We start from the raw sequence: 24,221 nt of genomic DNA, 5'->3' as shown, positions 1-24,221 counted from the left end.
AAGGCTCCGGTCAGCGCGCCACGGAGACGCGGTAGATCATGCGGTGGTGATAGGGCTTGCCCGGATCGACCCGGGCGGAGCCGAAGGCGGGGGTGTTGGGCGTGTTCGGGAACACCTGCGGCTCCAGCGCGAAGCCGTCGCCCATGCGATAGACATGGCCCTGCTTGCCCGCGATCGTGCCGTCGAGGAAGTTGCCCGAATAGAATTGCACGCCCGGCTCGGTCGACAGCACCTCGAGCACGCGGCCCGAGGCGGGATCCTCGACCCGCGCCGCCAGCTGCGGCTCGCCGGTGCGGCCCTTGTCGAGCACGAAATTATGGTCGTAGCCGCGCCCGATCACGATCTGCGGATCGCGCCCGTCGCGCACGCTCTCGCCGATCGTGCGTCCGCGGGTGAAGTCGAACACCGTGCCCGCCACCTGCTTCAGCTCGCCGGTCGGGATCAGCGCGGCGTCGACCGGGGTGTAGCGCGCCGCCGGGATGGTCAGCACCTGGTCGTAGATGCCGCCCGCCGAGCCTTCGCCCGCCAGGTTGAACAGCGCATGGTTGGTCAGGTTGACGATCGTCGACGCATCGGTCTTCGCGTCCATGTCGATCGTCAGCGCGCCCTTGTCGTCGAGCGCATAGGTGACGGTGACGTCGAGCTTGCCCGGATAGCCCTGGTCGCCCGCCGGGCTGGTCAGCGTCATCGCGACGCTCGCCTGCGCGCCCTGCTTGACCGAGGTGATCTTCCAGATCGCCTTGTCGAAGCCCTTGGCGCCGCCATGCAGCGAGTTGGTCTTGTCGTTGAGCGGCAGCTGGTAGCTCTTGCCGTCGATCGCGAACCTGCCGCCGGCAATGCGATTGGCGTAGCGGCCCACCGTCTGGCCCCAGAAGTTCGGCTTGGTGACGTAGCTGACCGCGTCGTCATGGCCGAGGCAGATATCGGCGAACTGGCCGCTGCGATCGGGCGCCGACAGCGTCTGGAGCGTCGCGCCATAGGTCAGGATCTTCGCCGACACGCCGTTCGCGCCGGTCAGCGTCACCACCTCGACCGCGCTGCCATCGGGCAGCGTGCCCGCCGCCTCGCGCTTGGCGGTCGCCGCGAAGGCGGGATCGATCGCCAGCAGAGCAAACGCCACGCCCGTGAACCCCAGAAAACCTTTCCGCATTCGAATGCCTTCCTCTCCCGGCGTGCGTGCACCCCTTTGGGAGCATTGACGCCCATCGTTCGGGCTATATAGTCAGACAAATCATGGGGACGCAAGCGATGTCGCACCCAATGCGTCCAATGGGGAGAGGGTAATGCCAGGACCGATCGGTTCCTTCGACACCGGCACCGCGCCGGCCAGCGGCACGGGCAGCGGCGCGTCCTATACCAAGGCGCTAACGCTGCTTGCCAGCCTGTTTTTCATGTGGGGTTTCATCACGGTCATCAACAACACGCTGCTGCCGCACCTGCGCAGCGTGTTCGACCTCAACTACACGCAGACGACGCTGATCGAGAGCGTGTGGTTCATCGCCTATTTCTTCGCCTCGATCCCCTCGGCCAAGCTGATCGAGCGGGTCGGCTACCAGAAGTCGCTGGTCATCGGCCTCGTCATCATGGCGCTCGGCGCGCTCGGCATGACGCTGGCGGCCAGCCTGCCCTCCTATGGCGTGACGCTGGTCATGCTGTTCGTCATCGCCAGCGGCATCACCCTGCTCCAGGTCGCCGCCAACCCCTATGTCGCCGTGGTCGGCCCGCCGGAGACGGCCTCGTCGCGGCTCAACCTCGTCCAGGCGATGAACTCGGCGGGCACGATGCTCGCACCGCTGTTCGGCGCCTATCTGATCCTCGGCCGCTCCAAGGGCGGCACGGCGGAGGCGGGCGTGGTGCTGACCCCGGCGGAGCGACTCGCCGACGCGCAATCGGTGGTGCTGCCCTATGTCCTCGTCGCGGTGGTGCTGGTGGTGCTGGCGATCGTCATCGCCCGCTTCCCGCTGCCCGCCATGGGCCAGGCGACCAGCCGCGCCGCCAAGGCGGACCGCAAGAACCACAGCCTGTGGAAGCACCGCAACCTCGTCTTCGGCATCCCGGCGATCTTCATCTACCTGATCGCGGAGATCGGCGTCGCCAACCTGTTCGTGAACTTCGTCAGCCAGCCCGACATCGCCAATCTGACGCACGAGCAGGCAGGCAAGTATCTGACGCTGCTGTGGGGCGGGATGATGGTCGGCCGCTTCGCCGGCTCCGCGATCATGCAGAAGATCCCCGCCGAGACGGTGCTCGCCGCCTTCTCGATCGGCGCCTTCATCGTCATGATCGTCACCGTCTTCGCCACCGGCCCGGCGGCGATGTGGTCGCTGATCCTGGTCGGCCTGTTCCACTCGATCATGTTCCCGACGATCTTCACCCTCGGCATCAAGGGGCTCGGGCCGCTGACCGAGGAAGGCTCGGGCCTGCTGATCATGGCGATCGCCGGCGGCGCGCTGGTGGTGGTGCAGGGCAAGATCGCCGACACCTATGGCCTGCAGACCTCGTTCCTGCTGACCGCGGCGTGCGAGCTCTACATCCTGTTCTACGCACTCTGGGGGGCCAAGACGACCAACGCCCTCCCCGAACCCGCGGCGACCCAGCCGGCGGAATGACCGTGGCGCCGTCCTGCCGACAGGCGGGACGGCGACCGGCGGTGGTCGGACACCGCCTCCTTCACACCAGCCGTCATCCCCGCGAAGGCGCGGATCCAGACACGCTGACGCCGCGAGAGAGCCGGGACGTCAGAGGTTATGGGTCCCCGCCTTCGCGGGGATGACGTTTGTGGGTAGAGTGGCGCTACACCTGCCGATTTTCCGCGGCAGCCTTGAGGGCTGACGCGAAGGCGCGAAGGCGCGAAGGCGCGAAGATGGTCGGCTCAAGTACGCCCCTCCCGCGCCTCCTTCTGCCATGACCGGGTAGCGCCAGACGGAACACCTCCGCGCCTCCGCGCCTCCGCGCGAACGAATCCATCGCTGCCGGTGTAGAGCCGCCGCCGAGGGACGCGCCTCGCCTCGGGCGAAAACGCGGCGACAACAGCCGGCACAGCTTCGCGCCTTCGCGCCTTCGCGCGCGCCCCTCTACCGCGGCCGGCCCGCAACGAGCGGCGGCTGGAGCGATCCCCGCTTCAGGCAGACCGCAGGGACCCCGGCCTTCGCCGGGGTGACGCTTGCGGCGGAGACAGGAGACCGGACAAGCAGCCCCGCCCCGTCACTCCCCGATCAGATGCCGCACGATCGCCTCGGCCGCCGCGTCCGCGCTCATCGCGGTCGTGTCGATGCGGATCTCGGGATCTTGCGGCGGCTCGTACGGGCTGTCGATCCCGGTGAAGTTCTTCAGCTGCCCCGACCGCGCCTTGGCGTAGAGCCCCTTCACGTCCCGCGCTTCCGCCTCGGCGAGCGGGGTGTCGATATGGATCTCCACGAACTCGCCCGGCGCCATCATCGCGCGCACCATCTCGCGCTCCGCCCGGAACGGCGAGATGAAGGCGGTGATCACGATCAGCCCCGCATCGGTCATCAGCTTCGCCACCTCGCCCACCCGGCGGATATTCTCGATCCGGTCGGCATCGGTGAAGCCCAGGTCGCGGTTCAGCCCATGGCGGACATTGTCGCCGTCAAGCAGGAAGGTGTGCCGGTTCATCCGCGCCAGCTTCTTCTCGACGAGGTTGGCGATGGTCGACTTGCCCGCCCCCGACAGGCCGGTCAGCCACAGCACCGCCGGCCGCTGGTTCTTGAGCGCGGCGTGATGCGCGCGGGTGATGTCGACCGGCTGCCAATGGACGTTCTGCGCTCGGCGCAACGCGAAATGCAGCATCCCCGCCGCCACGGTCGCATTGGTCAGCTTGTCGATCAGGATGAAGCCGCCCAGCTCGCGATCCTCGACATAGGGCCGGTGGACCAGCGGGCGATCGGTCGCCAGCGTCGCCACGCCGATCGCGTTGAGGTCGAGCGTCTTGGCGGCAAGATGCTCCATCGTGTTGACGTTGACGACATATTTGGGCGCTTGCACCGTCGCCGAGACGGTCTGCGTCGCCAGCTTCAGCCAGTATGCGCGGCCGGGCAGCATCGGCTCGTCCGCCATCCAGACGATCGTCGCCTCGAACTGGTCGGCGACCGGCGGCGGATCGCCCGCGGCCGCGATCACGTCGCCGCGGCTGCAATCCACCTCGTCGGCCAGCGTCAGCGTCACCGACTGGCCTGCCACCGCCTGATCGAGGTCGCCGCCCAGCGTCACGATCCGCGCGATCGTCGAGGTCCGGCCGGAGGGGAGGATGCGCACCGCGTCGCCCGGCGCCACCCGCCCGCTCGCGATCGTGCCGGCGAAGCCGCGAAAGTCGAGATCGGGGCGGTTGACCCATTGCACCGGCATCCCGAACGGCCGCGCCTGCGCCGCCGCCTGGTCGACGTCCACCGTCTCCAGATGGTCGATCAGCGTCGGCCCGTCATACCAGTCCATCGCCGCCGAGCGGCTTGCGACATTGTCGCCCTTGAAGCCGGAGATCGGAATGGCGGTGAAGGCCTCGATCCCGATCGAGGCGGCGAAGGCGCGATAATCGGCGACGATCGCGTCGAACGTGGCCTGGTCGTAACCGACCAGATCCATTTTGTTCACCGCCAGCACGATGTGACGGATGCCGACCAGCTGCGCGAGGTAGGAGTGCCGCCGGGTCTGGGTCAGCACGCCCTTGCGCGCATCGATCAGGATCACGGCGAGGTCGGCGGTCGAGGCGCCGGTCACCATGTTGCGCGTGTACTGCTCGTGCCCCGGCGTATCGGCGACGATGAACTTGCGCGTCTCGGTCGCGAAGAAGCGATAGGCGACGTCGATCGTGATCCCCTGCTCGCGCTCGGCGGCGAGGCCGTCGACCAGCAGCGCGAAGTCGATCTCGCCCCCTTGCGTGCCGACCCGCTTCGAATCGCTCTCCAGCTGGCTCAGCTGATCCTCGAAGATCATCTTCGAATCGTAGAGCAGCCGCCCGATCAGCGTCGACTTGCCGTCATCCACCGACCCGCAGGTGATGAAGCGCAGCAGCGTCTTGCGCCGGTGCCGCTCGAGATAGGTCGCGATATCCTCGGCGATGAGGGCGTCGGGGGTGTAGCTCACCACTCAGCTCCTCCCCGCTCGCGGGGAGGGGGACCGCGCCGCGCAGCGGCGTGGTGGAGGGGGACGGCCACGCAGCGCAACGCCTGGGGAGAAGCCCCTCCACCATGCTGCGCATGGTCCCCCTCCCCGCGGAGCGGGGAGGATCGCAATTGCCCGCTCATCAGAAATACCCCTCCTGCTTCTTCTTCTCCATCCCCGCGCCGCCGGCGTCCTTGTCGATCGCGCGGCCCTGGCGTTCGGAGGTGGTGGTCAGCAGCATCTCGCGGATCACCGCGTTGAGGTCCGCCGCCTCGCTCTCGACCGCGCCGGTCAGCGGATAGCAGCCGAGCGTGCGGAAGCGGATCGAGCGCTCCACCGGCACCTCGCCGGGTTCAAGCCGGAACCGGTCGTCATCGACCATCAGCAGCATGCCGTCGCGCTCCACCGTCGGGCGCGGCGCGGCGAAATAGAGCGGCACGATCGGGATCGCCTCCAGCTGGATATACTGCCAGATGTCGAGCTCGGTCCAGTTGCTGATCGGGAAGACGCGGATGCTCTCCCCCTTGGCCTTCATCGCATTGTAGAGGTGCCACAGCTCCGGCCGCTGGTTCTTCGGGTCCCAGCGATGGCTCGCCGAGCGGAAGGAGAAGACGCGCTCCTTCGCCCGGCTCTTCTCCTCGTCGCGCCGCGCGCCGCCGAAGGCGACGTCGAAGCCGTGAAGGTCCAGCGCCTGCTTCAGTCCCTCGGTCTTCCACAGATCGGTGTGGAGCGCGCCATGGTCGAACGGGTTGATCCCGCGCGCCTCCGCATCGGGATTGCGGTGGACGATCAGCTCCATGCCGCTCTCTGACGCCATGCGGTCGCGAAGCGCGTACATCGCCCGGAACTTCCACGTCGTGTCGACATGGAGCAGCGGAAAGGGCGGCGGCGCGGGGTAGAAGGCCTTGCGCGCCAGATGCAGCATCACCGCCGAATCCTTGCCCACCGAATAGAGCATCACCGGCTTCTCGGCCTCGGCGACGACCTCGCGCAGGATATGGATCGACTCGGCCTCGAGCCGCTCGAGATGGGTCAGGTCGGTCATTCGCTCTCGTCGGTAGGGCGCGTATCGGCGGTCAGGAAGGGGCGGAGCGGCAGCGACGGATGCCCGCCGCTGGCGACGAAGCCGGGATTGAAGAAGCGCGGCTTGGCATAGGTCAGCGGATGCCCGTCGAGGCACAATGTATGTCCGCCCGCCGCGCGCAGCACCGCGTCGCCCGCCGCGGTATCCCATTCCATCGTCGGGCCGGGGCGCGGATAGACGTCGGCCTCGCCGCCCGCGATCAGCGCGAATTTAAGGCTGGAGCCGACCGACACCCGCTCCGCGCAGCCGCTCGCCTTCAGCCACGCCTCGGTCGCGGGGGTGCAGTGCGACTTGGAGGCGACCGCCACCGGCACGCCGCGGCAGCTGCGCACCTTCAGCGCCACGCGCTCGCCCAGCACGCCGTCGTGCAGGTGGGCCCGCCACGCGACGCCCCGCGCCACGTCGCCGCACCACAGCCGCCCGCGGGCCGGGGCATAGACGATCCCCGCGATCGGCGCCCCGCGCTCGACCAGCGCGACGTTGACGGTGAAGTCGTCGCCGCCGCGCACATATTCGCGGGTGCCGTCGAGCGGATCGACCAGGAAGAAGCGCGCATCGACCTCGGGCACCCGCCCTGCCGACGCCTCTTCCTCCGCCACCACCGGGATGCCCGGCGCCAGCCGCGCCAGCGCCGCGAGCAGGATCGCCTCCGCCGCGCGGTCGGCGGCGGTGACGGGCGACTCGTCGGCCTTGATCTCGGTGGCGACCCCCGCGTCGCGATAGGCGAGCGTCCGCGCCCCGGCATCGAGCACCGGTCCGATCATCACCTCTATGTCGAAGCCCGCGGCCTCGGCCATCGTCTGCCCTTGCCCATCGAATGATTCGGGCCAGCATATAGGAACGCCACGCCGCCCGCGCGCGGAGGAGATGATTGGCCGGTGCCAAGAAAAACCAACGGTGGGGCAAGCGTACTTCCCACATCCGTTCGCACTGAGCTTGTCGAAGCCTGTCCTGAGCGCCTGCCTTACAGGCAGTCGAAGGGTGCCGTTCTTCTTCGCGACAGGAGCGCCAGCGGCGAGGAAGAAGAACAGTGCTTCGACAAGCTCAGCACGAACGGAAGATAGAACAATCCCCCCTCCCCTTCAGGGGAGGGGCCGGGGGTGGGGCGCTTCCACAGGCGGTACATTCGGGGAGACGCCCCACCCCAACCCCTCCCCTGAAGGGGAGGGACTTGCTCGCCCCCTATTCCGCCCCCGGCCCCAGCGACGGATCCAGATCCCGCGGCCGCACGAACCGGGTCAGCGTCGCCGCGCCCGCCGTCGCCGCGCTCCATCCATCCGGCAGCGTCAGCTCCGCCAGCGCGCCGGTCGGATACTTCGCCTCCACCACATCGCGCAGCGCGCCGCTGTCGCCCGCCGCGCCGTCGGCGACGAGCATCAGCACCAGCTCCTCCAGCCCGGGATTGTGCCCGACCAGCAGCACCCGCTGCGCATCGGCCGGCAGTTCGCGCACCAGATCGAGCAGCGTCGCCGCGCTGGCCAGATAGATGGCCCGCTCCCACACCGCGCCCAGCGACCGGCCATAGCCGTCCTCCACCGCGCCCAGCGTCTCGGCCACCCGCACCGCGGGCGAGGCGACGACATGATCGAAGGCGAAGCCGCCGTCGCGCAGGTGGCGGCCCATGGTCAGCGCGGCGCGCCGACCCTTCGGGTTGAGCGGCCGGTCGAAGTCGCGCGCCACCCCGTCGTCCCAGCCGGACTTGGCGTGGCGCAGCAGCGTCAGCGTCTTCATGGCTCTCCGTCGGGACTGATCGGGATCAAGCGGGCCGCGCCCTCATGCCCGATCGCGGACGCCAGGGAAAGCCGCCCCGCGACCCGCGCCACCGCCTCGTCCAGCGTCACCCGCGCGATCGGCACACCGGCCGGAAAAGCGGTGAGCAGGCGCGACGGCATCGCCGCCGACAGCATCACGAACGCGCCGCGATCGTCCGCCCGCCGGATCAGCCGCCCGAACGCCTGCGCCAGCCGCGCGCGCACGATCCGGTCGTCATAGCCCGCACCCCCCGCCGCCAGCTTGCGCGCGGCGTGGAGCACGGTCGGCTTGGGCCAGGGCACCCCCTCCATCACCACCAGCCGCAGCGATTCGCCCGGCACGTCCACCCCGTCGCGCAGCGCATCGGTGCCGAGCAGGCTGGCGACCGGATCGTCGCGGAAGATGTCGACCAGCGTGCCCGTATCGATCGGGTCGACATGCTGGGCGTGGAGCGGCAGCCCCTCGCGCGCCAGCCGGTCGGCGATCCGGCCGTGCACCGCGCGCAGCCGCCGGATCGCGGTGAACAGCCCCAGCGTGCCCCCGCCCGCTGCCACGATCAGCCGCGCATAGGCATTGGCGAGCGCGCCCATGTCGCCGCGCGGCACGTCGGTGACGACCAGCACCTCGGCCCGGTTCGGATAGTCGAAGGGGCTGGCGGCGGCGAAATGCATCGGCGCGCGGGCGAGATGCACCGCCCCCGTGCGCGCCTCGGCGATATCCCAGCCCTCGGTTTCGCCGTGGCCGCCATTGGTCAGCGTCGCCGACGTCACGAGCGCGCCGTGCGCCGGCTTCAGCACCACCTCGGCGAAGGGCCGGGTCGGGTCGAGCCAGCGGCGGTGCAGCCCGACATCATATTCGCGCCCCTCGACCCGGTCGACCGCCAGCCAGTCGACCGTCTCGGGATCGGCCGGGCCGCCGACGCGCGCCAGCAGCGCCAGCCACGCCCCCACCGTCTCCGCGCGCCAGGCGAGCGAGGCGATCGCCCCCTCCACCCGCGCCCGCGCCGGCGCGTCGAGCCAGTCGGGTGCCTCGGCCAGCACCGCCTCCAGCCGCCGCCCCAGCGCCGCGAGCGGGCGGAGCAGCGCGTCGAGCGCGTGCGCCGCGGGCGCCGCCGCCTCGATCAGCTCCGGCGTCGGCTCGGCCAGCTCGGTCTCGAGGCCATAGCCGGCATCGCCCGGCTGCTCGGCCCGCGCATAGGTCAGGCCCCGCACGGCGGCGAGCAGCGTCTCGACCGGGCCGAACGGCGCACCCTCCGCCAGCCGCCCCAGCCAGCCGTCGGAGGCGAGCGCCTGCGCCGCCTGCACCGCATCGCCGATCGCGCGCGCGCCGCCCTCGTCATAGCTGGCGACGTCGGACAGGCGCGCCGCCAGCCCCCGCCGCCGCCCGCGCCCGCCCGCCTCCGGCCCCAGCACCCAGCGCCTGAGCTCGATCGTCTCCGCCCCGGTCAACGCCACGCCGAACATCGCGTCGGCGGCGTCGAACAGGTGATGCCCCTCGTCGAACACATAGCGGGTCGGCCGGGTCTGCGTCTCCCGCCCGCGCGCGGCGTTGACCATCACCAGCGCATGGTTGGCGATGACGATGTCCGCCTGCGCCGAGGCCCGCGCCGCCCGCTCGATGAAGCATGTGCGATAGTGCGGGCAGCCGGCATAGACGCACTCGCCGCGCCGGTCGGTCAGCGCCGCCGGGCCATTGCGGCGGAACAGGGTGGTCAGCCAGCCCGGCAGGTCGCCGCCGACCATGTCGCCATCCTGGGTGAAGGCCGCCCAGCGCGCCACCAGCTGCGCCAGCACCGCCGCGCGCCCGGCGAAACCGCCCTGCAACGCGTCTTCGAGGTTGAGCAGGCACAGGTAATTCTCGCGCCCCTTGCGCGTCACCACCCGCTCCTGTCGCACGGCGGGATCGGGGAACATTCGCTGCGTTTCGGCGGCGAGCTGGCGTTGCAGCGCCTTGGTATAGGTGGAGATCCACACCGCCCCGCCCGCCCGCTCGGCCCACAGCACGGCCGGCGCGAGATAGCCCAGAGTCTTGCCGATCCCCGTCCCCGCCTCGGCCAGCACCATGTTGGGCGCGTCGCGCAGCGCGCGCGGGGCGAAGGCGGCGCTCGCGGCCACCGCATAGGCGCGCTGCCCGGGCCGCTCCTCCGCGCCGCCGCCGGTCAGCCGCGCCAGCCGCGCCTCCGCCTCTCCCGGCGCGATCTCGACCGTGCGCGGGGCGGGGCGCGGCGCGGCCTCCTCCCATTCGGGCAGCTTGGAGAAGAGCCAGCGCTCGTCGCTGCGCGGGCGCGGGATGCGCGGGCCGATCACCGGCGCCCAGGGCCAGCGCAGCCGCCCCAGCGCCTGCGCCGAGGCCCAGGCCCCTTCCCGCTCGCGCCAGTCGCCGTCGGGCACCGCGAGCAGCGCCGCCGCCGCCTCCAGCAGGAACGCCGCGACATCCTCGTCGCGGGTCGGCGGCGACAGGTCGACCGCGCGCGCCATCCCCGCCGGCGTCGGCACCGCGAACCGGGCGGGGTGGAGAAAGGCGAACAGCTCCAGCAGGTCGAGCCCCGACAGCTCGGCATAACCCAGCCTTTGCCCGACCAGCGGCGCATTAAGCAGGATCACCGGCGTCTCCGCCGCAATCCGGATCGCCTCCCCCCGCCCCACCGGCCGCGTCCCGCCCTCCATCGTGGCAATCCAGATGCCGCCATGGCTGGCGTGGAGGGCGGGATAGGCGATCACCCCCCTATCTAGGGCGGAACGGGGCAGGAACGCCATGCCGGCGCGGCAAAAATCGGATGCCGGCTGTGGCGGGTTGTGATCTACTTCTACGATACGTCATCCCAGCGAAGGCTGGGATCTCCCGCGACCAGCGCGGGGCAAGAGCCGCACAAGGCCACAGCCTGCGCTGGGGCGACGCTTGGGGGTCATGGGAGCGGACTCACAGCCGCGGCCATCTGCAAATCCGCTTGATCTCGCGCCGCCCCCGGCGCTTGATGCTCACAAAGGGCAATCGGGGAGGGGGCATGTCATGCGGCACGGCTGGCTGATCGTCGCGGGCATCGCACTTGGCACCCCGGCGCAGGCCCAGCTCACCGCGCCGGTGAAGAACGGCGACCAGACGATCGAGGTCATCGGCACCCGCTCGCGCGGCCGCGGGCCCGACGTGCCGATGAGCGACTGGCGCATGGCGGAGACCCCGCACGTCGTCGTCTTCAGCCAGACCGACGAGGCGGTGCTGAGCCAGACCGCGCACAGCCTCGAGACCCTCCACTTCCTCCTGTCGACGCTGTTCGGCCGGGTCGATGCGCCCGACCCGACGATCAAGGTCGCGGTGACGATGATCGGCGACGCCGCCGCGTTCGAGCAGCTGCGCCTCACCGACCTGCGCTGGCAGTACGGTCCCTTTCCCAAGGCCTTCTCGAAGACGATCTATTACGACCCGCGCGAGGAAGGTTCGGTGATCGCCGCCACCCGCGAGGGCGTGAACCTCGTCCTGCAGCCCTCGACCGGCCGGCCGACCAGCCGCAATTGCGGCGACGACAGTCCGCTCTGGGACAATTTCCCGGTGGTGCGCGCGACCAATCCCGAATCGCCGGCCGACCCGGCCGAGTATCTCTCGCAATTCTCCGTCAACGAGATCGCCGTCTGCCAATCGGCCCAGTCGCGCCTCTACGCCGCCTTCGCGCAGAACTATATGATGACCTATTACCCGGCCGCCTATCCGCGCTGGTTCCTGCAAGGCTTCGGAGAGATCTTCGCGACGATGGTCGCGGGCGACGACCGGGTCGAATACGGCCACATCCCCACCGGTTTCGGCAAGGTCCTCGATCGCTACGGCGATTTTCCCGTCGCCCAGGTGCTCGACGGCCGCTACCTCTCGGGCCGGGGGCGCGCCTGGACGCCCTTCCACGCCTGGCGGCTCGTCCACTTCCTCTACTTTTCCGACGTCTGGAAGCCGCGGCTGCTCGCCTATCTCGACGCGATGGCCAAGGGCGCCGACCCGCAGGATGCCGCCCGCGCGCTGGGCGACACGGCCGCGCTGCAACGCGCCCTTCTCACCTATCGCGGCCGCAAGGTGGAGGGCGAGCGGATGACCTTTCCTCCCGAACGCTCGCCTGCGCCGACCATCCGCCGCCTGACCCGCGCCGAGGCCGGGCTGATCCGCGGCCGGCTCGAACTCGGCGCGCGGATCGCGGTGCCCGACGCGCCGGGGGCGGCGCGCGACGCGGCGCTCGCCCGCCGCGCCGCGTGGCTCGACCGGCTGCGCGACAATGCGGTACGCTTCCCCGACCAGGTCGAGAACCAGCTGCTCTTCGCCGAAGCCGAATGCCGCGCGGACCATCCCGCGCCCTGCCTCGCCGCCGCGGACCGCGTGCTCGCGCGAACGCCCACCGACACGAGCGCGCTGGTCTGGAAGGGCACGGCGATGACCCGCCTCGCGCTGGAGGCGCCCGCGGCCGAGCGGCCGGCCCGGCTGACCGAGGCGAAGCGCGTCATCGTTCAGGCCAATCGCCTCGACCCGGAGGGCATCCTGCCGCTGATCGCCTATTACGACCATGCCGTCGCCGCCGGCGCGGTTCCGGACCGCGCGGTCGACGGGCTCGCCAAGGTCGTCCTCTCGGCCCCGGCCGCGCCGGCGGGCCGGCTCAAGCTCGGCCGCGAATATGTCCGCCACGACCTGCCGGACGAGGCTCGCGTCACCCTGCTGCCGGTCGCGCGGGGACCCTTCGTCACCCCGGAGCAACCCGAGGCGGTCGCGCTGCTGAAGAAGGCGGGTCGGTCGCGATAGGGGCGGATGACCTCATGTCGCTCCGTTCGTGCTGAGCGAAGTCGAAGCACAGGTGACCCTCAGGCCCTTCGACTACGCTCAGGGCGAAGGGCTGGTGGTGGGTCGGCCTGAAGTCATCGTGTTCTGGAAATTACCCGATCCGTCGCCCCAGCGAAGGCTGGGGCCTCGATCGCCTCCTGCCGCGTGCTCTCACCGGGAGATCCCGGCCTCCGCCGGGATGACGGCGATTTTTTGTCCCCGGCCTCAGCCGATCCCCGCCCCGTCGATCGCCAGGTTCGGCAGAGTTGCGCTACGCAACTCGTCTTGCAGCGAAAATTCCCGCATCTCGCGATAGGCGCCATCGATCGGCCGCCAGAATTGATGCACCCGCCCCGCCTCGCCATCGACCACCCACAGCTCCGGGATGCCGCCCTGCGCATAGAGGTCGCGCTTGGTCGTCAGGTCGAACCGCAGCGTCGCGAAGGACACCTCGATCACCAGCGCCACATCCTTGCCGTCGATGTAGAAATCGTCCTCGGCGATGCGGGCGATGACGAGGTCGGGTTCGGGCGCATTGTGCGGCGGCAGGGTGATGGTCGGGGTCGTCACCATCATCAGCGGCGACCCGATCGCCTCCAGCGCCGCCGTTCCCCGCACCATCAGGCGTGAGGTGAGGACCGCGTGGCGGCTCCGCAGGGGACTCATTTCGGTGATTACCCCCTCGATCAATTCGGCCCGACGAACATGATCCAGCGCCCCCGCCCGGTGGAGCACCGCGAAGTCGTCCACCGTCAGCTTGACCGGCCGCGGTTCTGCGAAGGAGACCAGCTCTTCCATGGCGCCGACCATAGCATTTGCGCTTCATCGCCCAAAGCGCCAGATGCGTCCCACCATGACCGACCCCGCTGCTTCCGACCTGCGCGCCGCCGCGCTCGACTCCAAGGCCTGGCCCTATGAGGAGGCGCGCAAGCTGCTCGCGCGCTATCCGGACGGCAAGCCTGGCGGCGCGCCGATCCTGTTCGAGACCGGCTACGGCCCCTCGGGCCTGCCGCATATCGGCACCTTCAACGAGGTGCTGCGCACCACCATGGTCCGCAACGCCTTCCACGCCCTGTCCGACCAGCCGACCCGGCTGATCGCCTTCAGCGACGACATGGACGGGCTGCGCAAGGTGCCCGACAACGTCCCGAACGGCGACATGCTGCGCGAACATCTCGGCAAGCCGCTGACGCAGATCCCCGATCCCTTCGGCACGCACGACAGCTTCGCCGCGCATAACAATGCCCGCCTGCGCAGCTTCCTCGACCAGTATGGCTTCGACTATGAGTTCGCCTCGTCGACCGACTATTACACGTCGGGCCGGTTCGACGACGCGCTGCGCCTCGTCCTTCAGCATTTCGACGCGATCCAGGCGGTGATGCTGCCGACCCTCCGGGCCGAGCGTGCCGCCACCTACTCCTCCGTTCTGCCGATCTCGCCGACCAGCGGCGTCGTATTGCAGGTGCCGGTCGAGGTGATCGATGCGCAGGCCGGCACCATCGCCTTCACCGACGAGACCGGCGAGCGGGTCGAGCAGTCCGCGCTCGGCGGCCGGTCCAAGCTGCAATGGAAGGTCGACTGGGCGATGCGCTGGGTCGCGCTCGTCGTCGACTACGAGATGGCGGGCAAGGACCTGATCGACTCGGTCGTCCAGTCGGGCAAGATCGCCCGCGTCCTCGGCGCCCGCCCGCCCGAGGGCTTCAATTACGAGATGTTCCTCGACGAGCACGGCCAGAAGATCTCCAAGTCGAAGGGCAACGGCCTGTCGATCGAACAGTGGCTCACCTATGGCCCCGAGGAGAGCCTCGCCTTCTTCGCCTATCGCGAGCCGAAAAAGGCCAAGCAGCTCCATATGGGCGTCATCCCCCGCGCGGTGGACGAATATTGGCAGTTCCGCGGCAATTATGCCGGGCAGGATCTGAAGCAGAAGCTCGGCAATCCCGTCCACCACATCCATGACGGAAAGGTGCCCGACGAGTCGCTGCCGGTGACCTTCGGCCTGCTCCTCAATCTCGTCGGCGTGATGGGAGAGGCGAGCAAGGACCAGGTCTGGGGCTATCTCTCCAACTATGTCCCCGATGCCGATCCGGCCCGCTATCCCGCGCTCGACCGGCTGATCGGCCATGCCCTCGCCTATGCCCGGGATTTCGTGGCGCCGACGCTTCATCGCCGTGCCCCCGAAGGCGTGGAAATCGACGCCCTCCGGCGTCTCGACGCCGCGCTTGCCGCGCTGCCGGCCGATGCGAGCGCGGAGGATATCCAGAACATCGTCTACGAGATCGGCAAGACGGCCGGCTTCGCCGAGCTGCGCGACTGGTTCAAGGCGCTCTACGAAACGCTGCTCGGCTCGGCGCAGGGACCACGCATGGGCAGCTTCATCAAGCTCTACGGCATCGCCAACAGCCGCGCGCTGATCGCCGAGGCGCTCACCCGCGTCGGAGCGCCCGCGGCATGACCCGCCCCCGCCTGCCGTCCGCGCTCCGCCACTTCCTGGCGAGCGAGGCGGCGGGCGGGTTCGTGCTGATCGGCGCGGCGGCGCTGGCGATGCTGGCGGCGAACCTGCCGGCCACGCGCGACGCCTATGAGGCGCTGCTCCATTGGCGCACCGGCCCGGTGCTGAGCGGCCCGATCGGGCCGATGACCGTGCATCTGTGGGTCAACGACGCGCTGATGGCCGTCTTCTTCCTGCTCGTCGGGCTGGAGATCAAGCGCGAGCTGGTCGAGGGCGCGCTCGCGTCGCCGGCCCGGCGCACCCTGCCCTTCCTCGCCGCCGCCGCCGGCATGGCCGCGCCCGCCCTCGTCTTCCTGCTGGTGGCGGGGCGCGATCCGGCGCTGGTCCGCGGCTGGGCCATTCCCGCCGCGACCGACATCGCCTTCGCGGTGGGCGTGATGGCGCTGCTCGGCCCGCGCGTGCCGCCCGCGCTCAAGATCTTCCTCACCGCGATCGCGATCGTCGACGATATGGGCGCGGTCGCGATCATCGCGCTCGTCTACAGTCAGGGGCTTAACCTCGCCGCGCTCGCCGCCGCCGCAGGCTCGCTGGCGGGGATGGCCGCGATGAACCGGTTCGGGGTGCGCGCCCTCCTCCCCTATCTGGCCGGCTTCGCCATCCTGTGGGAGCTGATGCTCCTGTCGGGGGTCCATGCCACCGTCGCCGGGGTGCTCGCCGCGATGACCGTGCCGATGGCCGCCGAAGAAGCGCGCTCGCCGCTCCACCGCCTCGAACACGCCTTGGCCCCGTGGGTGGCCTGGCTGATCGTCCCGCTCTTCGCCTTCGCCAATGCCGGCGTCCCGCTGGCCGGGATCGGCCCGGACACGCTCGGCCGGCCGCTCGTCCTCGGCATCGCGCTCGGCCTGTTCCTCGGCAAGCAGGCTGGCATCCTCGGCGCCGTCTGGCTCGCCGAGCGCACCGGCCTGGCGCGGCGGCCGGGCGGCACCGGCTGGCGCGAGCTCCACGGCATCGCCCTCCTCGCCGGCATCGGCTTCACCATGAGCCTGTTCATCGGCCAGCTCGCCTTTCCCGGCGACCCCGCCCTGGCCGATCAGGTCAAGCTGGGGGTGCTGGCCGGCTCGATCCTGTCGGCGCTGGCCGGCTATGCGGTGCTGCGCAGCGCCCCACGCCGCGATTGACCGTCAACGCGGCGTTGACTATCAACATGCCCGTCGAGGCGATCAACCTTTCCTGACCGAGGGCCGCGCCCATGCCGCCGCATCTGGAAGCCGCCCTGCGCGAGCGTGCCGCCGACCTTCCCCTCGCCTTCATCGAGGAGGCGCTCGGCCGCTTCACCGGCGCGCAGCAGCGGCAATATCGGCCGCTGATCGAGGCGGCAAGGGTCGCCGCCGACGAGTCGCGCGCCACGCTCGCCCGCTGCGTCGAGGCCGGGCGCCGCGCCGGCCTGAGTTGGTCGGAGATCGGCGCGCTGCTCGGGATGAGCAAGCAGGCCGCGCAGCAGCGGTTCGGCGCCGGCAAGCGCGAGCCCGCCCCGTTCGGCACGATCGTCGTCACGCCCGGCACCGGCGCGGCCAGCGAGGAAGAGTTGATGGCCGAAGAGGGCGCCGCCGGCCGCGAGCTGATCGACGCCGATGCCACCCGACTCCTCTTCCGCCAGACCAGCCGGGCGTGGGAGCATCGCCGCACGGTCGGCGCGATCGACCCCGAGGAAGCCCGACAGGGCGGCTGGCAACCCGCCGCCCACTGGTTCCTCTTCCACTATTACAAGCGCCCGGCCCCGTAGAAGCGCAGCCACCACTCGCCAAAATCGTCGCCCCGGCGCAGGCTGGTGCGTCTCGCAGCTCTTGGCGCGCGCTTTGACCGGGAGATTCCAGCCTTCGCGGGGATGCGCCCGACGCTGTCCTATCCCGCCCGCGCCACCGCCTCGGCCGCCTCCATCGCCCGCAGCACATTGCCCTGCGCCAGCTTCGCCAGATCCGCCTCGCGCCAGCCCCGCCGCACCAGTTCGGCGAAGAGCCGGGGATAGCCGTCCACCCCTGCCATGCCCTCGGGCGCGGTGCCGCCGATCCCGTCATAGTCGCCGCCCAGGCCGACATGGTCGCGCCCGGCCACGCGGGCGACATGCTCGACCATGTCGGCGACCTCCGCCACCCCGACCCGCGGCATCGGATGCGCCCGGTCCCAGGTGGCGAGCGGCAGCGGCGCCTTCGGGCCGTACAGATTCGCCGGTACGCCCGTCGCCTTCGCCGCGGCGGTGCGCGCCATGTCCCAGTCGCGCCACGTCCGCGACAGGAAGGCGGGATAGAGGTTGACCATCACCACGCCGCCCCTGGCGCCGATCGCGCGGAGCAGGTCGTCGGGCAGGTTGCGGGGCACGTCCGCCACCGCCCGCGCGCCCGAATGGGAGGCGATCACCGGCGCCCGGGACGCCGCGATCGCCGCGGCCGCGGTCGCGTCGGAAACGTGGCTGACGTCGACCAGCATGCCGATCCGGTTCATCTCGGCCACCACCTGCCGCCCGAATGCCGTCAGGCCCTGGGCGCGGGCCGCATCGGTGCTCGAGTCCGCCCAGTCGAGGCTGCGGCCATGGGTCAGCGTCATATAGGCGGCGCCGAGCGCGCGATACTGGCGCAGCACCGCCAGCCGCCCGTCGATCTGGTGCCCGCCCTCCACGCCGATCAGCGAGGCGATCCGCCCCTCCCGCAGCGCCCGCCGGACCGCCGCCGCGCTGTCGGCGAGCACGAGATCGCGCGGATAGCGCGCGACCAGCCGGCGCACGATGTCGATCTGCTCCAGCGTCATCTCGACCGCGCGCGGCCCCTCGACATCCGCCGGGACCCAGACCGACCAGAATTGCCCGCCGACATGCCCGCGACGCAGCCGCGCCAGGTCGGTCTGGAGCGGATAGGGGAGCCGGTCGGTCCCGGCGGACAGGTCGAGCGACTCGACCGCGGCGTCGTGATGGTCGCGGATCTCCCAGGCGAGGTCGTTATGCCCGTCGATCACCGGATGCCGGGCCAGCACCGCCTCGGCGCGGCGCACCGCCGCGTCGCCGACGGGCGCGGGCGCGGCGGCGAGCAGGACCGGCAGGACGAGCGCCGGGACGAAGGAGCGGAGCAGTCGGGCCATATCCCGATCATGGACCATGGCGGCCGGGATCCGGCAAGCCCTTGGCGGGTATCGGGCGATTCGCGAACCGGCGCGGCATCGCGCTTGCGCGATTCGCCCGTTGACGACCGGAACGGCGATGGTTCGCACCGTCATAGTTTAGGACTTTGTGCCCAACCAATTAGTACCGATTTTCTATGGTATTGATCTACGCAAGCAAACACCCGTCTTAAGGGCAAGCTATACTGCGCCAATACGGGACCTTTCCTCTCGCACATGCAATATATGTTTATCCCCACGCGCTTCGATGTCACAGGAGCCGCGACACGCCGCTGACGGCGAATGTCCTTTTGGGGGAACGACCATGACCAAGTTCCAGCTGCTAGCGGCCGCCGCCGTCGCCACGCTCCTCACCGCCGGCCAGGCCTCGGCCGCCTCGATCCTCGACGTGAAGACGCTCCAGCTCTCGCAGAGCAGCGGTTCCTCGATCAGCGACAGCGACTTCGCCGCGCTGCGCGCCCAGACGGTCGCCAACGGCGTCTCCAGCACGATCGACATCCTGCCGACCGATTTCGGCGCGGCCGTCGCCAACTGGACCGCAACGCTGTTCACCGGCACGCTCAACGTCGCCGTCGACGGCTCGTACAAGTTCGACTTCATCCCGACCGTCCCGACGATCGGCGGCTATATCAGCATCGACAACACGCTGTTCTCGAAGGTGGTGATCAACACCAACGGCAGCGGCTCGTCGGGCTCGGGCGGCTCGCTCACCGCCGGCGCGCACACGTTCGAAGCCTTCGTCGTCAAGAAGGGCGGCAATGCCAGCGCCTTCACCGGCAAGGCGAGCGGCGCCAACGCGGCCTCGCTCCGCTTCTCGCCGCTGACCACCGCGGTGCCGGAGCCCGCCACCTGGGCGATGATGCTGGTCGGCTTCGCGATGGTCGGCGCCGCGAGCCGCTATCGTCGGCGCGCGGCGACCGTCACCTTCGCCTGATCCCGGATGGCCCCGCACGCGGGGCTGTCACCACAAAGATCGAAGGGGCCGTCGCACCGCGCGACGGCCCCTTCTTCTGTCCGGTTCGACCGGAAAGGCAACGCACGGACCGGCGGGAAGAGTCCGGCCCGTGCGGACCACCGGCGACAGGGGGGAGCGTCGCCGGGATGGCTGTGGCGGTCAGGCGAGCGCCAGACCGACGTCGACATTGCCGCGGGTAGCGTTCGAATAGGGGCAGACCTGGTGAGCGGCCTCGACCAGCCGCTGCGCGTCCGCGCGGTCGAGACCCGGCAGGTCGACGAGCAGGTCGGCGGTGATGCCGAAGCCGCCCTCGCTGCGCGGACCGATGCCGACCGTCGCGGTCACCTTGGCGTCCGCCGGCACCTTGAGCGAAAGCGACGGCGCGACCGCCTTCATCGCGCCGACGAAACAGGCCGAATAGCCCGCCGCGAACAGCTGTTCGGGATTGGCGCCTGTGCCGCCCGCCCCGCCCAGTTCACGCGGGGTCGACAGATCGACCGCCAGTCCGCCGCCGATCACCTCGGCGCGCCCGTCCCGGCCACCGGTGGCGAAGGCGCTGGTCTGATATTTGACATCGACAGCCATGACGAATTCCTTACTGCTGTAATGATTATCGCGAGAACGATCTAGACGGGCTAGAGATCCTTGTCCAGCGATTATTTATCGCGATATGAACCAGCATGGCCGACGCGCTTCCCCTCGACCGGCAGCTCTGCTTCTCGCTCTATGCCGCCAGCATCGCGATCAACCGCCTCTACAAGCCGATGCTCGACCGGCTCGGCCTCACCTATCCGCAATGGCTGGTGCTGGCGGCGCTGTGGGAGGAGGATGGCCGCACGATCGGCGGCATCGCCCAGCGCCTGTCGCTCGAATCGAGCACGGTGACGCCGCTGGTCAAGCGACTCGAGGCCGCCGGCTTCGTCTCCCGCACCCGCGACCGGGGCGACGAGCGCCTCGTCCGCGTCGCCCTCACCCCGCGCGGCCACGCGATGAGGACGGAGAGCGGCTGCCTCGGCGAAGCGCTGGTGGCCAAGGCCGGCCTGCCGATCCCCGCGCTGGAGTCGCTGCTGGCGGAAGTTACCGCGCTACGGACGGCGCTGGAGGGGTGAGAGACGCAGCCCGGAGCCGATCCACCTGGCCGAAATCGTCGCCCAGCGCAGGCTGGGGCCTCCCGCGGCTCTTGCTCCAGGCTGTAACCTTGAGATCCAGCCATCGCGCAAGTCGCGCCGACAGCGTCTTTCCATCGTCATCCCGGACGTGTTCCGGGATCCACGGTTCCGCAAATCCAACGGCGTGTGCGCGAGTGCCACGGTGGATGCCGGGACAAGCCCGGCATGACGCGATGGCGTGTGCAAACGTCTCCTCTAAGCCGGGATGACGATCCTTTCGGCTCACCGGACCCAAGCTGAGGGCTATAACGCACCACCGCCGCGCCGCCGCGCGAACGACCCTGCGTCCACCGGCCGGACGGAGCATCCCCCGCCCGGCCCCGACGCTCACAGCTTCTCGGTCAGCTCCGGCACCAGCTTGAACAGGTCGCCGACCAGCCCGATGTCCGCGACCTGGAAGATCGGCGCATCGTCGTCCTTGTTGATCGCGATGATGGCCTTCGAATCCTTCATGCCTGCCAGATGCTGGATCGCGCCGGAGATACCGACCGCGACATAGACTTCGGGCGCCACGATCTTGCCGGTCTGGCCGACCTGATAGTCGTTGGGCGCATAGCCCGCATCCACCGCCGCGCGGCTCGCGCCCACGCCCGCGCCCAGCTTGTCGGCGAGCGGATCGATCAGCGCGTGGAACTGCTCTTCCGAACCGAGCGCGCGCCCGCCCGAGACGATCACCTTGGCGCTGGTCAGCTCCGGCCGGGCATTCGCCGCGATCTCCGAATGGGTGAACGCGGACAGGCCCTTGTCCCCGGTCGACGTCACCGGCTCCACCGTCCCGCTGCCGCCCTCGGCCGCCGCCTTGTCGAAGGCGGTGCCGCGGATCGTCAGCACCAGCTTGGGGTCCGAGGTCTGCACCGTGGCGATCGCGTTGCCCGCATAGATCGGCCGGGTGAAGGTGTCCGGCCCCTCGACCGACAGCACCTCGGAGATCTGCATCACGTCGAGCAGCGCGGCGACGCGCGGCGCGATGTTCTTGCCGGTCGTGGTGGCGGGGGCGACGAAGGCGTCGTGATGCCCCATCAGTTCGACCACGAGAGGCGCGACATTCTCCGCCAGCGCATGCGCATAGGCGGCATCGTCGGCGACATGGACCTTGCCCGCCCCCGCGATCTTCGCCGCCGCCTCGGCCACCGCGCCCACATTCTGGCCGGCGACCAGAAGATGCACCTCGCCCAGCTTCGCCGCGGCGGTCACCGCGGAGAGGGTGGCGTCCTTGACGGCCTGGCCGTCATGCTCGACCCATACGAGAGTCTTCATCACTGTTTTCCTTTCCGCCTCCCCGTTCGTGCCGAGGAGGCATTGAGCCTGTCGAAATGCCGTCTCGAAGCACCTGTCCTTCGAGACGAGGCTTCGCCAGGCTCAGCCTCTCCTCAGGACGAACGGCGGGGGAGCGCTCTTACTTCGCCACACCCATCGCCTTCAGCTTCATCACCAGCTCGTCGACGTCCGCCACCTTGACGCCCGCCTGCCGCTTGGCCGGCTCGGCGACCTTCAGCGTCTTGATCCGCGGGGCGACGTCGACACCGAAATCGGCCGCGGTCTTCTGCGCCAGCGGCTTGGACTTGGCCTTCATGATGTTGGGCAGCGAGGCATAGCGCGGCTCGTTGAGGCGCAGATCGGTGGTCACGATCGCGGGCAGCTTCAGCGTGTCCGTCTCCAGCCCGCCATCGACCTCGCGCGTCACCACCGCACTCTCGCCGGCGATCTCGACCTTGCTGGCGAAGGTGCCCTGCGCCCAGCCGAGCAGCCCGGCCAGCATCTGGCCGGTCTGGTTGTTGTCGTCGTCGATCGCCTGCTTGCCGAGGATCACCAGCCCGGGCTGCTCCTCCTCGACGATCTTGGCGAGCAGCTTGGCGACGCCCAGCGGCTCGACCCGGTCCTCGGCGGTCACGAGGATGCCGCGATCGGCGCCCATGGCGAGCGCGGTGCGGATCGTCTCCTGCGCCTTCGGCTCGCCGATCGAGACGACGACGATCTCGGTCGCCGCGCCCTTCTCCTTCAAGCGGATGGCTTCCTCGACCGCGATCTCGTCGAACGGGTTCATGCTCATCTTGACGTTGGCCAGGTCGACGCCCGACCCGTCCGCCTTCACCCGGGGCTTCACATTATAGTCAAGCACCCGCTTGACCGGCACCAGCACCTTCATCGGGGCTCCTCTCGATCCACAATTCGGTTCGCGCCTCCACTAAGCGCGGACCGGCCATTTTCGCAAGTCCGGTATGGTGGCGAGGCTGTCGACACCCCGCCCTTCCTGTCTCTGTCCCGTCACCCCGGCGAAGGCCGGGGTCCAGCTGCAAAGGTGGTGGCGACGAAGCATCACCCGTCGTCACGTGGCTTCGCCCTCTGGACCCCGGCCTTCGCCGGGGTGACGGAGAAGCCTTTATCCCAGCGGAAAACGAAAAAGGGCCCGGACGTTTCCGCCCGAGCCCCATTCCTTCACGCACCGGAAGGCCGGGTCAGGCCGCCTTCTGCACCTCGGCGACGATCTTCTTGGCGGCGTCGCCCAGATCGTTGGCGGGGACGATGGCGAGGCCCGAATTGGCCAGGATGTCCTTGCCCTGCTGCACGTTGGTGCCCTCCAGCCGGACGACCAGCGGCACCGACAGGTTCACTTCCTTGGCGGCCGCGACAATGCCCTCGGCGATGATGTCGCAGCGCATGATGCCGCCGAAGATGTTGACCAGGATGCCCTTCACCGCCGGATCGGAGAGGATGATCTTGAACGCCGCGGTCACCTTCTCCTTGTTGGCGCCGCCGCCCACGTCGAGGAAGTTGGCCGGGAACATGCCGTTCAGCTTGATGATGTCCATCGTCGCCATGGCGAGGCCGGCGCCGTTGACCATGCAGCCGATATCGCCGTCGAGCTTGATATAGGCCAGGTCGTACTTCGACGCCTCCAGCTCGGCCGGATCCTCCTCGGTCTCGTCGCGCAGCTCGGCGAGATCCTTGTGGCGGAACATCGCATTGCCGTCGAAGCCGACCTTGGCGTCGAGCACCATCAGCTTGTCGTCGTCGGTCACCGCGAGCGGATTGATCTCGATCTGGCTGGCATCGGTGCCGAGGAAGGCGGCATAGACCTTGGCGGCGAGGCTCTGCGCCTGCTTGGCGAGGTCGCCGGTCAGGCCCAGCGCCTTGGCGACGGCGCGGCCGTGATGCGGCTGGAAGCCGGTCGCCGGATCGACGGCGAAGGTGTGGATCTTCTCGGGCGTCGAATGCGCGACCTCCTCGATGTCCATCCCGCCTTCGGTCGAGACGACGAAGGCGACGCGGCCGGTGGCGCGATCGACCAGCAGCGCGAGGTAGAATTCCTTGGCGATGTCGACGCCGTCGGTCACGTACAGGCGGTTGACCTGCTTGCCCGCCTCGCCGGTCTGGATCGTTACCAGCGTATTGCCGAGCATCTCGGTGGCGGCGTGGCGCACCTCGTCCTCGGTCTTCGCCAGCCGCACGCCGCCCTTCGCCTCGGCGGGCAGTTCCTTGAACTTGCCCTTGCCGCGGCCGCCGGCATGGATCTGCGCCTTCACGACATAGAGCGGCCCGGGCAGCTTCTTCGAAGCCTCGACCGCTTCGTCGACGCTCATCGCGGCAAAGCCGGCCGGAACGGGAACGCCGTACTTTGCCAGCAATTCCTTCGCCTGATATTCGTGGATGTTCATGGGCGGCCTCGCCTTATGATGCTATCGGGGACTGGAAGTGCCCTTTGCACAGGCGGGCACGCGAATCCACCCTGCACCC

Annotated in this window: 19 protein-coding genes; 7 read left to right on the top strand and 12 right to left on the bottom strand. The window is 69.7% G+C overall.

All coding sequences use genetic code 11. The annotated features are described in order from the left end of the window. Window positions 1-10 precede the first annotated feature (10 nt). Window positions 11-1,150 (bottom strand): aldose epimerase family protein, encoded by a 1,140-nt coding sequence (locus IEX18_RS15560; RefSeq protein WP_188659751.1) that lies wholly within the window; start codon window positions 1,148-1,150, stop codon window positions 11-13. Window positions 1,151-1,283: 133 nt separating this feature from the next. Between IEX18_RS15560 and IEX18_RS15555 the strand changes: the two genes are divergently transcribed. Beyond that, window positions 1,284-2,609 (top strand): sugar MFS transporter, encoded by a 1,326-nt coding sequence (locus IEX18_RS15555; protein WP_188659748.1) that lies wholly within the window; start codon window positions 1,284-1,286, stop codon window positions 2,607-2,609. Window positions 2,610-3,204: 595 nt separating this feature from the next. Here the strand turns inward: IEX18_RS15555 and cysN are convergent. The 5 genes from cysN to IEX18_RS15530 all read right to left on the bottom strand — a co-directional run bounded on the left by cysN (window position 3,205) and on the right by IEX18_RS15530 (window position 10,710). Beyond that, entirely contained in the window at window positions 3,205-5,100 is a 1,896-nt protein-coding gene (cysN, locus tag IEX18_RS15550) for a sulfate adenylyltransferase subunit CysN (RefSeq protein WP_229664627.1), read from the bottom strand. A gap of 160 nt (window positions 5,101-5,260) precedes the next feature. After that, window positions 5,261-6,163, bottom strand: a complete 903-nt coding sequence (gene cysD / locus IEX18_RS15545; RefSeq protein WP_188659741.1) for a sulfate adenylyltransferase subunit CysD — start codon at window positions 6,161-6,163, stop codon at window positions 5,261-5,263. After that, window positions 6,160-6,999, bottom strand: coding sequence for a 3'(2'),5'-bisphosphate nucleotidase CysQ (gene cysQ, locus IEX18_RS15540; RefSeq protein ID WP_188659738.1), 840 nt, complete (start codon window positions 6,997-6,999; stop codon window positions 6,160-6,162). Before cysQ ends, cysD begins: the two co-directional genes overlap by 4 nt. 385 nt (window positions 7,000-7,384) lie before the next feature. After that, a complete protein-coding gene (locus tag IEX18_RS15535; RefSeq protein ID WP_188659735.1) occupies window positions 7,385-7,933 on the bottom strand; it encodes a SixA phosphatase family protein in 549 nt (182 codons plus the stop codon). Then, window positions 7,930-10,710: an ATP-dependent DNA helicase gene (locus IEX18_RS15530; protein ID WP_188659732.1), complete on the bottom strand. Its 2,781-nt coding sequence runs from the start codon at window positions 10,708-10,710 to the stop codon at window positions 7,930-7,932. Before IEX18_RS15530 ends, IEX18_RS15535 begins: the two co-directional genes overlap by 4 nt. 253 nt (window positions 10,711-10,963) lie before the next feature. Between IEX18_RS15530 and IEX18_RS15525 the strand changes: the two genes are divergently transcribed. Beyond that, complete coding sequence (locus tag IEX18_RS15525) at window positions 10,964-12,724, top strand: hypothetical protein (RefSeq protein ID WP_188659729.1); 1,761 nt, start codon at window positions 10,964-10,966, stop codon at window positions 12,722-12,724. A 243-nt stretch (window positions 12,725-12,967) separates the two neighbouring features. Here IEX18_RS15525 and IEX18_RS15520 read toward each other — a convergent pair whose 3' ends face one another. Continuing rightward, window positions 12,968-13,540, bottom strand: coding sequence for a Uma2 family endonuclease (locus IEX18_RS15520; protein WP_188659725.1), 573 nt, complete (start codon window positions 13,538-13,540; stop codon window positions 12,968-12,970). 55 nt (window positions 13,541-13,595) lie between these two features. Between IEX18_RS15520 and IEX18_RS15515 the strand changes: the two genes are divergently transcribed. The 3 genes from IEX18_RS15515 (at window position 13,596) to IEX18_RS15505 (ending at window position 16,977) form a co-directional block, all read left to right on the top strand. Continuing rightward, window positions 13,596-15,197, top strand: a complete 1,602-nt coding sequence (locus tag IEX18_RS15515; RefSeq protein WP_188659723.1) for a lysine--tRNA ligase — start codon at window positions 13,596-13,598, stop codon at window positions 15,195-15,197. Next, window positions 15,194-16,372 carry a Na+/H+ antiporter NhaA gene (gene nhaA / locus IEX18_RS15510; protein ID WP_188659718.1) on the top strand — a complete coding sequence of 393 codons (1,179 nt, stop codon included), beginning with the start codon at window positions 15,194-15,196 and terminating at the stop codon, window positions 16,370-16,372. The genes IEX18_RS15515 and nhaA overlap by 4 nt, the downstream gene beginning before the upstream one ends. A gap of 71 nt (window positions 16,373-16,443) precedes the next feature. Beyond that, window positions 16,444-16,977, top strand: coding sequence for a hypothetical protein (locus IEX18_RS15505; protein WP_188659715.1), 534 nt, complete (start codon window positions 16,444-16,446; stop codon window positions 16,975-16,977). 119 nt (window positions 16,978-17,096) lie between these two features. On the opposite strand, the gene IEX18_RS15500 is transcribed toward IEX18_RS15505, so the two are convergent. After that, entirely contained in the window at window positions 17,097-18,323 is a 1,227-nt protein-coding gene (locus IEX18_RS15500) for a dipeptidase (RefSeq protein ID WP_188659712.1), read from the bottom strand. Between the two features lie 343 nt (window positions 18,324-18,666). On the opposite strand from IEX18_RS15500, the gene IEX18_RS15495 reads away from it, so the two are divergent. Beyond that, window positions 18,667-19,296: a PEPxxWA-CTERM sorting domain-containing protein gene (locus IEX18_RS15495; RefSeq protein ID WP_229664626.1), complete on the top strand. Its 630-nt coding sequence runs from the start codon at window positions 18,667-18,669 to the stop codon at window positions 19,294-19,296. Window positions 19,297-19,476: 180 nt separating this feature from the next. On the opposite strand, the gene IEX18_RS15490 is transcribed toward IEX18_RS15495, so the two are convergent. Then, window positions 19,477-19,902 (bottom strand): organic hydroperoxide resistance protein, encoded by a 426-nt coding sequence (locus IEX18_RS15490; RefSeq protein ID WP_188659709.1) that lies wholly within the window; start codon window positions 19,900-19,902, stop codon window positions 19,477-19,479. Window positions 19,903-19,997: 95 nt separating this feature from the next. Here IEX18_RS15490 and IEX18_RS15485 point away from each other — a divergent pair, with 95 nt between their 5' ends. Further along, window positions 19,998-20,426, top strand: a complete 429-nt coding sequence (locus tag IEX18_RS15485) for a MarR family winged helix-turn-helix transcriptional regulator (RefSeq protein ID WP_188659706.1) — start codon at window positions 19,998-20,000, stop codon at window positions 20,424-20,426. A gap of 387 nt (window positions 20,427-20,813) precedes the next feature. Here the strand turns inward: IEX18_RS15485 and IEX18_RS15480 are convergent, their stop codons facing one another. The 3 genes from IEX18_RS15480 to sucC form a co-directional block, all read right to left on the bottom strand. Next, window positions 20,814-21,743, bottom strand: a complete 930-nt coding sequence (locus IEX18_RS15480; RefSeq protein ID WP_188659703.1) for an electron transfer flavoprotein subunit alpha/FixB family protein — start codon at window positions 21,741-21,743, stop codon at window positions 20,814-20,816. 139 nt (window positions 21,744-21,882) lie between these two features. Further along, on the bottom strand, window positions 21,883-22,632 hold the full coding sequence (locus tag IEX18_RS15475) for an electron transfer flavoprotein subunit beta/FixA family protein (RefSeq protein WP_188659700.1): 750 nt from the start codon (window positions 22,630-22,632) through the stop codon (window positions 21,883-21,885). Between the two features lie 310 nt (window positions 22,633-22,942). Continuing rightward, window positions 22,943-24,142 carry an ADP-forming succinate--CoA ligase subunit beta gene (sucC, locus tag IEX18_RS15470; RefSeq protein WP_188659697.1) on the bottom strand — a complete coding sequence of 400 codons (1,200 nt, stop codon included), beginning with the start codon at window positions 24,140-24,142 and terminating at the stop codon, window positions 22,943-22,945. Between the last annotated feature and the right edge of the window lie 79 nt (window positions 24,143-24,221).

The sequence above is a fragment of the Sphingomonas metalli genome, assembly GCF_014641735.1.
GTDB classification, from domain to species: Bacteria; Pseudomonadota; Alphaproteobacteria; order Sphingomonadales; family Sphingomonadaceae; genus Sphingomonas; species Sphingomonas metalli.
This window is presented reverse-complemented; position numbering and strand designations above follow the sequence as displayed.

Bases quoted from the DNA above. Each gene is read 5' to 3' on its own strand.
- IEX18_RS15515 (WP_188659723.1), top strand. From the start codon at position 13,596: ATGACCGACCCCGCTGCTTCCGACCTGCGCGCCGCCGCGCTCGACTCC.
- IEX18_RS15480 (WP_188659703.1), bottom strand. From the start codon at position 21,743: ATGAAGACTCTCGTATGGGTCGAGCATGACGGCCAGGCCGTCAAGGAC.
- IEX18_RS15525 (WP_188659729.1), top strand. From the start codon at position 10,964: ATGCGGCACGGCTGGCTGATCGTCGCGGGCATCGCACTTGGCACCCCG.
- IEX18_RS15555 (WP_188659748.1), top strand. From the start codon at position 1,284: ATGCCAGGACCGATCGGTTCCTTCGACACCGGCACCGCGCCGGCCAGC.
- IEX18_RS15495 (WP_229664626.1), top strand. From the start codon at position 18,667: ATGACCAAGTTCCAGCTGCTAGCGGCCGCCGCCGTCGCCACGCTCCTC.
- IEX18_RS15560 (WP_188659751.1), bottom strand. From the start codon at position 1,150: ATGCGGAAAGGTTTTCTGGGGTTCACGGGCGTGGCGTTTGCTCTGCTG.
- IEX18_RS15505 (WP_188659715.1), top strand. From the start codon at position 16,444: ATGCCGCCGCATCTGGAAGCCGCCCTGCGCGAGCGTGCCGCCGACCTT.
- IEX18_RS15490 (WP_188659709.1), bottom strand. From the start codon at position 19,902: ATGGCTGTCGATGTCAAATATCAGACCAGCGCCTTCGCCACCGGTGGC.
- IEX18_RS15530 (WP_188659732.1), bottom strand. From the start codon at position 10,710: ATGGCGTTCCTGCCCCGTTCCGCCCTAGATAGGGGGGTGATCGCCTAT.
- IEX18_RS15535 (WP_188659735.1), bottom strand. From the start codon at position 7,933: ATGAAGACGCTGACGCTGCTGCGCCACGCCAAGTCCGGCTGGGACGAC.
- IEX18_RS15475 (WP_188659700.1), bottom strand. From the start codon at position 22,632: ATGAAGGTGCTGGTGCCGGTCAAGCGGGTGCTTGACTATAATGTGAAG.
- cysD (WP_188659741.1), bottom strand. From the start codon at position 6,163: ATGACCGACCTGACCCATCTCGAGCGGCTCGAGGCCGAGTCGATCCAT.
- IEX18_RS15500 (WP_188659712.1), bottom strand. From the start codon at position 18,323: ATGGCCCGACTGCTCCGCTCCTTCGTCCCGGCGCTCGTCCTGCCGGTC.
- IEX18_RS15520 (WP_188659725.1), bottom strand. From the start codon at position 13,540: ATGGAAGAGCTGGTCTCCTTCGCAGAACCGCGGCCGGTCAAGCTGACG.
- sucC (WP_188659697.1), bottom strand. From the start codon at position 24,142: ATGAACATCCACGAATATCAGGCGAAGGAATTGCTGGCAAAGTACGGC.
- IEX18_RS15485 (WP_188659706.1), top strand. From the start codon at position 19,998: ATGGCCGACGCGCTTCCCCTCGACCGGCAGCTCTGCTTCTCGCTCTAT.
- cysQ (WP_188659738.1), bottom strand. From the start codon at position 6,999: ATGGCCGAGGCCGCGGGCTTCGACATAGAGGTGATGATCGGACCGGTG.
- nhaA (WP_188659718.1), top strand. From the start codon at position 15,194: ATGACCCGCCCCCGCCTGCCGTCCGCGCTCCGCCACTTCCTGGCGAGC.